The following is a 9,011-nucleotide window of genomic DNA, read 5'->3' as shown; positions in this document are numbered from 1 at the left end:
ATCCTGAAACAGCGAGGCCATCGCCGCAGCCAGGATGACGATGCTGGAAATGTCGTGCTTCGGCCGAAACCAGCCATTCCACCCTGCGCGCCAAACCGCTTGTCGATCGCCTCGTCCGGGTGGGGCCGATCGGCAAACAGCCGCATCGGATCGCGGCGGTCGGTCGGCGTGCCGTATCATGTGCTGCAACAGGCCGAAACGCATGATCGCGCCGCGCCGGGGCGGGATCGGCCCCGGCCTGCTCTGTGAAATGCGCCCTGCCGGCGCCGCGATGCCGTCAAAAGCTGCTGCCGAATTCCACCATGACCGTCGCGCCGCCGTCTTTGCGGCCGCGCCCCGGCGACAACGAGACCCATTCGCCGGGATTGAGCCCGCGCATCCGCCGCGCATCGGTGACCGGGCCATGAAGCATGATGTCGAGCGCCAGCCGCGAAAGCCGCTTGACCATTTCGGCGGCCGTCCACCCCGCCGGCATCCGGCCTTCCAGTTCCTGGCCCCCGAACAGGGCCAGCCCGCGGGTCCGCACGGCCGCCCCCGCGCCGCTATCGGCGAGGCGAAAGGCGATCAGCTGCAGCACCGGCGGCATACCGCTCGTCAGCATTTCGGTCACGGCCGCACGAAATTGCTCTGCCTCCGACCACAGGCGCGCCGGCGACCAGAAATAATGGCTCGCGTCGAGAAGGTCGATCAACGGCGCCTGCATCTTGAAGATTTCGCGCAGCGGTGTCGACCGGGTGCGACCGTCGGCCGCGCGCGGCTCTTCGAAAAACGCCCACGCCTGCCCGGCATCGCTCCAATCCGGCGGCAAGGACGCGGCGAGGCGGCTCGTCGCGGGATGATCGGGATCGGCGCGTTCGAGTGCGGCTGCAGCGGCTCGCCCGCCGAGCAGCGCGACCTCGCCAAAGCGCAGCCGTAACAGCGGCCCTTTCACCAGCGCGCCGGCGTCACCCGCCGGTTCGACCCGCTCGGGCCGGAGCCCCATCCGCCGGAACGCGGCTTCGGCCTCGTCCGGGGCGGCGCCGGCGAGCGCCTTTCCGACGATCAGTGCAAAGGGTTCCGGACAGGCCGGACGGGTCGATCGATCGCTGAGCTCCGACTGCATGATGCTGCTACCCCCCCTACGGGTTCACCGCTGCATCGCAAGACTTGCCCGAATGTTCAAATGCTTATTCGGACATTCCGGCAAGTTGACCGCGCCGACCCGGTCAGATCGCGACCTGGCTTCCCAGTTCCACCACGCGGTTGGTCGGCAGGCGGAAATATTCCATCGCGCTTTCCGAATTGCGCAGCATCCACGCGAACAGCTTCTCGCGCCAGATCGGCATCCCCGGCTTGCTCGCCGCGATCAGCGTCTGGCGCGAGAGGAAAAAGCTCGTCTCCAGCATCTTGAACTCGCCGCCGCAGCCCGTCGTGCGCTTGAGCGCCTCGGGCACGTCGACCGGCTGCATGAAGCCGTAATTCAGCACCAGCCTATGGAACCCCTGCCCCAGCGCCTCGAGCTGGCACAGCTTCGATTCGGGGACGAAAGGCACATCGGCGATCTTGATCGTCAACAGGATGATCCGCTCGTGCAGCACCTTGTTGTGCTTGAGGTTGTGGAGCAGCGCATGCGGCACCCCGTCCGAGGAGGAGGTCATGAACACCGCCGTCCCGGGGACGCGCGTCGCGCTGTTCGCGGCGGATTTGACGAACACCGGAATCGGCATCGCCCCCTCGGCCATTTCCTGCTGCATCAGCTTGCGTCCGCGCGACCATGTCGTCAGCAACGTGAAGATCGTCAGGCCGATCGCCAGCGGCACCCAGCCGCCATCGCGCACCTTGATCAGGTTCGCACCGAAATAGGCGATATCGACGATGAAGAAGACCGCAAGCACCGGCAAGGCTTTCCACGCCGGCCAGCGCCACAGCACGAACAGCACGACGCTCATCAGGCAGGTGTCGATGAACATCGCGCCGGTCACCGCGATGCCATAGGCCGCGGCGAGGTTGCTCGACGATCCGAAGAACAGGACGAGCAGGATGACCATCACCATCAGGCCCCAGTTGACCAGCGGGATATAGATCTGCCCCTGCGCCGACGCGCTCGTATGCTCGACGCGCAGGCGCGGCATGAAGCCCAGCTGGATCGCCTGCTGGGTGAGCGAGAAGGCGCCCGATATCACGGCCTGGCTCGCGATGATCGTCGCGAGCAGCGCCAGGATGACCACCGGCACGCGCCACGCCTCGGGCATCATCAGGAAGAAGGGGTCCTGGATCAGCTGCGCGGTCGGCGCGACCTCGGCCGCGAGCACCATGGCGCCCTGCCCCATATAGTTGAGCATCAGCGCCGGCAGCACGAAGCACAGCCAGCTCAGCCCGATCGGCGCGCGTCCGAAATGCCCCATGTCGGCGTACAGCGCCTCGGCCCCCGTCACCGCGAGCACCACCGCGCCCAGCGCGATGAACGCGGTAAAGCCGTCATAATAGAAAAAGCGCAGCGCGTTGACCGGATTGAGCGTGTGCATGATGATCGACGGGTGGTCGAGGATATGCATGATCCCCAGCACCGCCAGCATCGTGAAATAGAGCATCATGATCGGCCCGAACAGCGCCCCGACCTTCGCCGTCCCGCGCGACTGGATCGCGAACAGCCCGATCAGGATCGCCAGCGCGATCGGCACGATATAGGGCTCGAACCCGCGGCTGACATATTGCAGACCCTCGGTCGCCGAGAGCACCGACATCGCCGGGGTGATCATGCTGTCGCCATAGAAGAGCGCGGTCGCGAACACGCCCAGCAGCACGATCGGCCAGGTCCAGCGCTTGCCCTCCGATTGGCGGCTGATCAGCGCGAGCAGCGCCAGACTGCCCCCTTCGCCCTTGTTGTCGGCGCGCATGATCGTCAGCACATATTTGAACGTCACGACCAGCATCATCGACCAGAAGACGAGGCTCAGCACGCCATAGATGTGCAGCCGGTCGGCCTCGATCGAATGATGGCCGGCAAAGGTCTCGCGAAACGCGTACAGCGGGCTCGTGCCGATGTCGCCGAACACGACGCCGACCGCGCCGACGGCAAGCTTCAGCTTGCTATCGCTATGATGTCCGTGGCCGTAATGGACCGTTTCGGCGGCAGCAGTCGAGGCGGATGCCGCCCCGTTTGCTGCCTGTTGCGACTCAGCAGTCATTGCGCGCCTTTAGACGAGCTTGCGCAGCGATAATAGGTTCCAAATCGGAACGCACTTCAGCGGTCCGCCGGCGCTGCGGCGGGCGTTTCCGGCGGCAGCGCCGGCCCCATCGCCTCGCGCAGTTGCGCCAGCCGCATCTCGAGATCCGGTCGCCACGGCGCCCCGTCGGGCGAACGCGCGAGGAGGGCGCTCCACACCGCCTCGGCGCCTTTCAGGTCGCCGCTCTGCGCCATCGCGAGCCCGGCGAAGAAGGGCGGCGCCGGATGATTCGGATCGCGCCGCGCCGCCTCGTCGAACGCCAGCGCCGCGGCGGGCGACATCACGCCCCCGCCATGCGCGACGAGCGCATTGCCGAGCCCGACCCACAGGTCGACATTGTCGGGATATTTCTGCAGCCCCTTCTCCAGCGCCTGCGCCGCCAGCGCGGTCTTTCCCGTCCGCATGAAGCCGTCGGACATGCCGATCCACTGCGCCGCCGGGCCGAAGCGGTCGGCCATCCCCTGCTGACGGTCGGTGATCGCCTCGCCGAAACCGTCGGGCTCGGCGGCCTTGGCGACCGGATGGCCGGGCAGCGAAGGGCTCCCCTGCAGGGCATAGCCCGCAAGCCCCAGCATCACCGCCGCCCCCGCGAGCGGCCGCGACGCGGCGGGCAGCTTGCCGAGCCAGAAGATGCCGCCGACCGTCGCCAGCGCGGCGAGGAATATCCAGAGCCAGATCATATCTCGCTCTCCCCGTCGGTCCCGCCGCGCCGGAACCGCCCGAACGCCAGCCAGCCGCCGAGCGCGAGGAACAGCAAAGGCCCGAACCAGAGCAGCGCGGTCGCCGCATCGAGCGGCGGGTCGTAGGTCACCCAATTGCCATAGCGCGCGACAAGCCACTTGCGGATCGCGTCGGGGCTTTCGCCCGCCGCGATCTTCGTGCGCACCTCGTGCCGCATGTCGCCCGCAAGCGGCGCGTCGCTGTCGGCGATCGACTGACCCTGGCAGACGAGGCAGCGCAGCGTCTCCATCAGCGCCTTCGCCTTCGCTTCCTGCGCCGGATCGCGCAGCTGCTGATAGGCATAGGGTGCTGGCGGCAGGCGATCCTGCGCCGTGATCGGTACGGCAAAAAGCGCAAGCAGCGTGGCAAGGAGCAGCCGCACCCTCACTTCATCGCCTCGAGCTTGGCGATGATCTCGGGCACCTGCTCGGCCAGGATCACGCCCTGGATCTGCTCGCGGATGATCCCCTTGCCGTCGATCAGAAAGGTCTCGGGCACGCCCGACGAGCCGAGCGCGATCTGCACGCTGCTCTGCTGGTCCGACCCGATCCGGTCGAACGGATTGCCGTTTTCGCGCAGGAAGGCGGCGACATCGTCGGGCCGGTCGCGGATCGCAATGCCGTCGATCGGCACGCCCGCCGCTTTCAGCGCCTCGAGCTGCGGCGCCTCGGCACGGCACGGGATGCACCAGCTCGCGAACACATTGACCAGCCGCGGCTTGCCGTCGGCGAGCTGGCTGCTCTTCAGCCCCTCGACCCCGGCGGTCGCGGGCGGCAGGTCGAACAGCGGCATCGGCTTGTTGATCCATTGCGACTGGATCAGCGTCTCGGCGGGCACCGTCAGGCGATAGATGAAGGCGCCGAACAACAGCCCCATGATCGCCAGCGGCACGAACAGGACCCAGCTCTTCTTCATGCGAAGCGCTCCTGCGCCTTGCGCGCGCGCCGCACACGCCAGATTTCGATCAATTGCGCGCGCCCGAGCAGCGACAGCGCCGCGCCGATCGCGATCAGCGCGCCGCCGAGCCAGATCCACCACACCAGCGGCTTCCACCACAGGCGCAGTTGATAGCGATCGGCCGACATGCCGTCGGCGCCCGGCACCGGCTGGCCCAACACCACATAGAGCTGCCCGCCCGGCCGCGTCAGCAGCGCCGCCTCGTTGGTCTCGGTGGGCGCCGTCCCCATCAATCCGGGAAACATGCGCGCCTCGGGGTGCAGCGTGAACGACGCGCCCGACGGGGTTGTTGCGATCAGCGTACCGCGGATCGCGGTATAATTCGGCCCCGCTACCGGCGATACGCCCGCGAACTTCACGCTGAAATCGTCGACCTTCACCGTCTCGCCCGGCGCCGCGGCGACGAGGCGTTCCTTGATGAAAGCGCTTTCGGCGGCCATGCCCGCCAGCGCGACCGCCACCCCGAAATGCGCAATCACCATGCCCCAGGTCGGCAACGGCGTGCGGCGCAGGTTGCGCTTCCACAGCGGCGCGATGCTCGCCACCGCGACAACGCCCGCGACCGTCATGCCGAGCAGCGGCAGCACGCCGACCTTGCCGCCGAACAGCACGAGCCCGAACAGCACGGCCGCGCCCGCAAACGCCGCCGCGGGCAGGCGCGACCAGAGCTTTTTGCCGTCGTCCTTGCGCCAGCTCAGCAGCGGTCCCGCGACCATCACCAGGCACAGGATCAGCGCAAGGGGACCGGCGACCTTGTTGTAATAGGGCGGGCCGACCGAAATCTTCTCGCCCATCGCCTCGGCGACGATCGGATAGAGCGTGCCGAGCAGCACGAGCGCGAGGATCGTCGTCAGCAGCAGGTTGTTGATCACCAGCGAGCCTTCGCGGCTCATCAGCGCGAATTTCTTGCCCTCGGCGACCGCGCCCGCGCGCATTGCGAACAAGGTCAGCGCCCCGCCGATGTAAATCGCCATCAGCGCCAGCAGGAAGGTGCCGCGCTCGGGATCGACCGCGAAACTGTGAACGCTTGTCAGCAGGCCCGACCGGACGATGAACGTCCCGACCATCGACATCGAGAAAGCGATCACCGCCAGCATCACCGTCCACGCGCGCAGCGCGTTGCGCGTTGCGGTCACCGCAACCGAGTGGAGCAGCGCGGTCCCTGCGAGCCACGGGATCAGCGAGACATTCTCGACCGGATCCCAGAACCACCAGCCGCCCCAGCCAAGCTCGTAATAGGCCCAGTAACTGCCCGCGGTGATGCCGAGCGTCAGGAAGATCCAGCTCCCGAGCACCCACGGCCGCATCGCGCGCGCGAACGCGGGCCCGATCTCGCGCGTGATCAGCGCGCCGACCGCAAAGCTGAACGCGACCGAAATGCCGACATAACCGACGTAGAGCGTCGGCGGGTGGAAGGCGAGGCCCGGGTCCTGCAACAGCGGGTTGAGCCCCTGCCCGTCGGGCGGCGCCACCGGCAGCCGCTTGAACGGGTTGGACGAGAAGAGGAGGAAAGCGAAGAAGCCCAGGCTCAATGCCGCCTGCGCCGCGAGCGTCGCGACCAGCGTGTCGTTGCGCAGCCGCTTCTCGAAGATCGCGACGAGCGCGCCCGATACGCCGAGGATCGTCAGCCACAGCAGCATCGACCCCTCGTGATTGCCCCAGGCGCCGGCGACCTTGAACAGCATCGGCTTCAAACTGTGGCTGTTGCGCGCGACCAGCTCGACCGACATGTCGGACCGGACGAACAGCGCGATCAGCAGCGCAAAAGCGGTCGCCGTCAGCAGCCCTTGCGCGACGCTCGCCGGGCGCACCAGCGCGGCGAGGTCATCCTTGCCGGTGCGCAGGAAAACGATACCCGCAACCAGCGACAGGCACGCGAGCGCCGCCGCGATCCAGAGCAGGGCGAGACCGAGTTCGGCGATCATTGGAAAAGCTCGTCGTCCCAGCGAAGGCTGGGACCGCTATCGTTCTGGTCGGACGCCGGAGATCCCGGCTTTCGCCGGGATGACGCGAAATTGGCACCAGTCATGTCGTTGCCGGCACCTTCATATTCTTCGGCATATCGCCCATCTGCGGCGGCATATAGCGCTCGTCATGCTTGGCGAGGATACGGTCGGCGACGAAGACTCCGTCGGCGCGCATCCGGCCGTCGGCGACCATCCCGGAATTTTCGGCAAACAGGTCGGGGACGATTCCCTTGAACCGGACCGGGATCGACGCCTTGCCGTCGGTCGCGACGAAATCGATCGTCAGCCCGTCGGCCTGCCGCCTGATGCTGCCCGAGGCGACCATGCCGCCGAGCCGCATCGGCTCGCCGACCGTCGTCTTGCCGGCCACGACTTCGGCGGGAGTCCGGAAATAGGCTGCTTCGTCGCGCAGCGCACTCGCGGCGAGCACGCCCGCGCCCGCGACGCCGCACAGCGCGACGGCGGCCAGAACAAGTCGTTGATGCTTCGCCTTCATTTGCGATCCTTGCGCAGCGCATCGCTACGCTTCTCGGCTTTCGCCATGGCCCGCCAGCTCGTCCACAACACCCCGCCGGTCAGCAATGCGGTCAGGATATAGGCCGCCGCCACATAGGCCCACTGCCCGCCCCCGCTGATCACCCCCGTCATACCGTCAGTTTCCCTCGTCGTCGGCGAGCCGCCGCAGCCGCGCCGCAACGCGGTTGTCGGCGATGATCCGCCGCATCCGCATCAGCACGATCGCACCGAATAGCAGCGAAAAGCCCAGCACGGTCAAGCCCAAAGGCCAGAGCAGCGTCTTGTCGATACTCGATCCGCCCAGCGTGATGCTCGGCCCCTGATGCAGGCTGTTCCACCAGACGACGCTGCGGTTGATGATCGGAATGTTGATCGCGCCGACGAGCGCATAGATCGCGGCGCCGCGCGACAGCGAACCGCCCTGCCGCTGCCCCCCCGCTCCGTTGGCGTCGCCGTTGGTCAGCGCGATGAAGCCCGCATAGAGAAAGAGCAGCACGAGCATCGAGGTCATCCGCCCGTCCCATTCCCACCAGGTGCCCCAGGTCGGCTTGCCCCAGATCGATCCCGTCGCGAGGCACAGCGCAGTGAACAGCATCCCCGGCACCGCGATCGCCCGCGCGGCAATTCCCGACAGCGGATGGCGCCAGACCAGTTGCACCAGTCCGGCGACGGCAAGGCTCGTCCAGCCGCCCATGCCGAGCCAGGCGGAGGGCACATGAACATAGAGAATGCGGGCGGTCTCGCCCTGCTTCGCTTCGCCCGGCACCATCGTCAGCCCCGCGAAAGCGCCGCCCAGCACGAGCAACAGCCCGACGCCGAGCAGCCACGGCGTCAGCGGCTTGGCGATCGCCAGAAAGCGGGTCGGATTGGCGTAAGCGTGCATCGGTTCGCGTCGTCTTTAGGTGAGGCCGATTTGTCGGTCCAGTGAATTGCCCCGGCGCGACCCGGCGGGGCTTCTGTTGCCCGTAGCGAGCCGGAGGTCAAGCCTCGCCCCATGCTCCCTGCCGTTGCAAGCCGCGACCCAAACGGCTGCGACCGTTGATCCTCCCTGTGGCGCAGCCATGGGGAGGTGGCAGCCCGGAGGGCTGACGGAGGGGCGGAGCGCGTAGCGCTCGCTGACGCTCGCGGCCCCTCCACCACCGCTTCGCGATGGTTCCCCTCCCCATCGCTTCCCGACAGGGAGGATTTCGCTTCTTCGTGCAATGCTCGCCTCGGAGGATCACCCCTCGGGCCGCGTCCAGATCCAGCTCCCGGTTACCGCCGCCGCAATCACCGGCACCATGACCCACGGCCAGGGCGACAGGATCGCCGCCAGCACGATACTCGCGGCGAACGCGACAGTCGCCGCAACCTTGCCTTTGCGGCTGATCGCGCCCTTCTCGCGCCAGGCGACGATATGATGTCCGAAATGCGGATGGTTCAGCAGCCACGCCTCGAGCCGCGGCGACGAATTGGCGAAGCAGAAGGCCGCAAGGATGACGAACGGCACCGTCGGCAGCAGCGGCAGGAACGCACCGATCGCGCCGAGTCCCAGCGAAGCCCAGCCTGCGACCAGATAGAAATGCCGTTTCATCGCAGGCAGGCTTAGCGAATTCCGGACCCGACGCCAGCCAACAATATCGTCATCCCGGCCTTCGCCGGGATG

Annotated in this window: 11 protein-coding genes; all 11 read right to left on the bottom strand. The window is 67.3% G+C overall.

Features of this window, described 5'->3' with window-relative positions; all coding sequences use genetic code 11:
• A partial coding sequence (locus tag J1N50_RS00515) for a hypothetical protein (RefSeq protein WP_215349021.1) occupies positions 1-204 on the bottom strand: 204 nt, incomplete at its 3' end.
• Positions 205-277: 73 nt separating this feature from the next.
• Positions 278-1,102 (bottom strand): hypothetical protein, encoded by an 825-nt coding sequence (locus J1N50_RS00510; RefSeq protein ID WP_215349018.1) that lies wholly within the window; start codon positions 1,100-1,102, stop codon positions 278-280.
• A gap of 103 nt (positions 1,103-1,205) precedes the next feature.
• Positions 1,206-3,167, bottom strand: coding sequence for a potassium transporter Kup (locus J1N50_RS00505; RefSeq protein ID WP_215349015.1), 1,962 nt, complete (start codon positions 3,165-3,167; stop codon positions 1,206-1,208).
• 56 nt (positions 3,168-3,223) lie between these two features.
• Entirely contained in the window at positions 3,224-3,886 is a 663-nt protein-coding gene (locus J1N50_RS00500; RefSeq protein ID WP_215349012.1) for a tetratricopeptide repeat protein, read from the bottom strand.
• Positions 3,883-4,308, bottom strand: a complete 426-nt coding sequence (locus J1N50_RS00495; RefSeq protein WP_215349010.1) for a cytochrome c-type biogenesis protein — start codon at positions 4,306-4,308, stop codon at positions 3,883-3,885. Before J1N50_RS00495 ends, J1N50_RS00500 begins: the two co-directional genes overlap by 4 nt.
• Before the next feature lie 2 nt (positions 4,309-4,310).
• Positions 4,311-4,841: a DsbE family thiol:disulfide interchange protein gene (locus tag J1N50_RS00490; protein ID WP_215349007.1), complete on the bottom strand. Its 531-nt coding sequence runs from the start codon at positions 4,839-4,841 to the stop codon at positions 4,311-4,313.
• Complete coding sequence (locus J1N50_RS00485) at positions 4,838-6,808, bottom strand: heme lyase CcmF/NrfE family subunit (RefSeq protein ID WP_215349004.1); 1,971 nt, start codon at positions 6,806-6,808, stop codon at positions 4,838-4,840. The genes J1N50_RS00490 and J1N50_RS00485 overlap by 4 nt, the downstream gene beginning before the upstream one ends.
• A 100-nt stretch (positions 6,809-6,908) precedes the next feature.
• The gene (gene ccmE, locus J1N50_RS00480) at positions 6,909-7,346 is read right to left on the bottom strand and encodes a cytochrome c maturation protein CcmE (protein WP_215349001.1); all 438 of its coding nucleotides are present in this window, start codon (positions 7,344-7,346) and stop codon (positions 6,909-6,911) included.
• Positions 7,343-7,498, bottom strand: a complete 156-nt coding sequence (locus tag J1N50_RS00475) for a hypothetical protein (RefSeq protein WP_167541752.1) — start codon at positions 7,496-7,498, stop codon at positions 7,343-7,345. Before J1N50_RS00475 ends, ccmE begins: the two co-directional genes overlap by 4 nt.
• A 4-nt stretch (positions 7,499-7,502) precedes the next feature.
• Positions 7,503-8,249, bottom strand: a complete 747-nt coding sequence (gene ccmC, locus J1N50_RS00470; RefSeq protein ID WP_215348996.1) for a heme ABC transporter permease CcmC — start codon at positions 8,247-8,249, stop codon at positions 7,503-7,505.
• 336 nt (positions 8,250-8,585) lie between these two features.
• Positions 8,586-8,939 carry a YbaN family protein gene (locus J1N50_RS00465; RefSeq protein ID WP_215348993.1) on the bottom strand — a complete coding sequence of 118 codons (354 nt, stop codon included), beginning with the start codon at positions 8,937-8,939 and terminating at the stop codon, positions 8,586-8,588.
• Between the last annotated feature and the right edge of the window lie 72 nt (positions 8,940-9,011).

It is taken from the genome of Sphingopyxis soli (genome assembly GCF_018682675.1).
GTDB classification, from domain to species: Bacteria; Pseudomonadota; Alphaproteobacteria; order Sphingomonadales; family Sphingomonadaceae; genus Sphingopyxis; species Sphingopyxis soli.
Note: the sequence above shows the minus strand (reverse complement) of the source record. Positions and strands in the feature narration are given on the sequence as shown.

Coding starts and splice junctions, on each gene's coding strand:
- J1N50_RS00510 (WP_215349018.1), bottom strand. CDS start 1,102: ATGCAGTCGGAGCTCAGCGATCGATCGACCCGTCCGGCCTGTCCGGAA.
- J1N50_RS00505 (WP_215349015.1), bottom strand. CDS start 3,167: ATGACTGCTGAGTCGCAACAGGCAGCAAACGGGGCGGCATCCGCCTCG.
- J1N50_RS00500 (WP_215349012.1), bottom strand. CDS start 3,886: ATGATCTGGCTCTGGATATTCCTCGCCGCGCTGGCGACGGTCGGCGGC.
- J1N50_RS00490 (WP_215349007.1), bottom strand. CDS start 4,841: ATGAAGAAGAGCTGGGTCCTGTTCGTGCCGCTGGCGATCATGGGGCTG.
- J1N50_RS00485 (WP_215349004.1), bottom strand. CDS start 6,808: ATGATCGCCGAACTCGGTCTCGCCCTGCTCTGGATCGCGGCGGCGCTC.
- ccmE (WP_215349001.1), bottom strand. CDS start 7,346: ATGAAGGCGAAGCATCAACGACTTGTTCTGGCCGCCGTCGCGCTGTGC.
- J1N50_RS00475 (WP_167541752.1), bottom strand. CDS start 7,498: ATGACGGGGGTGATCAGCGGGGGCGGGCAGTGGGCCTATGTGGCGGCG.
- ccmC (WP_215348996.1), bottom strand. CDS start 8,249: ATGCACGCTTACGCCAATCCGACCCGCTTTCTGGCGATCGCCAAGCCG.
- J1N50_RS00465 (WP_215348993.1), bottom strand. CDS start 8,939: ATGAAACGGCATTTCTATCTGGTCGCAGGCTGGGCTTCGCTGGGACTC.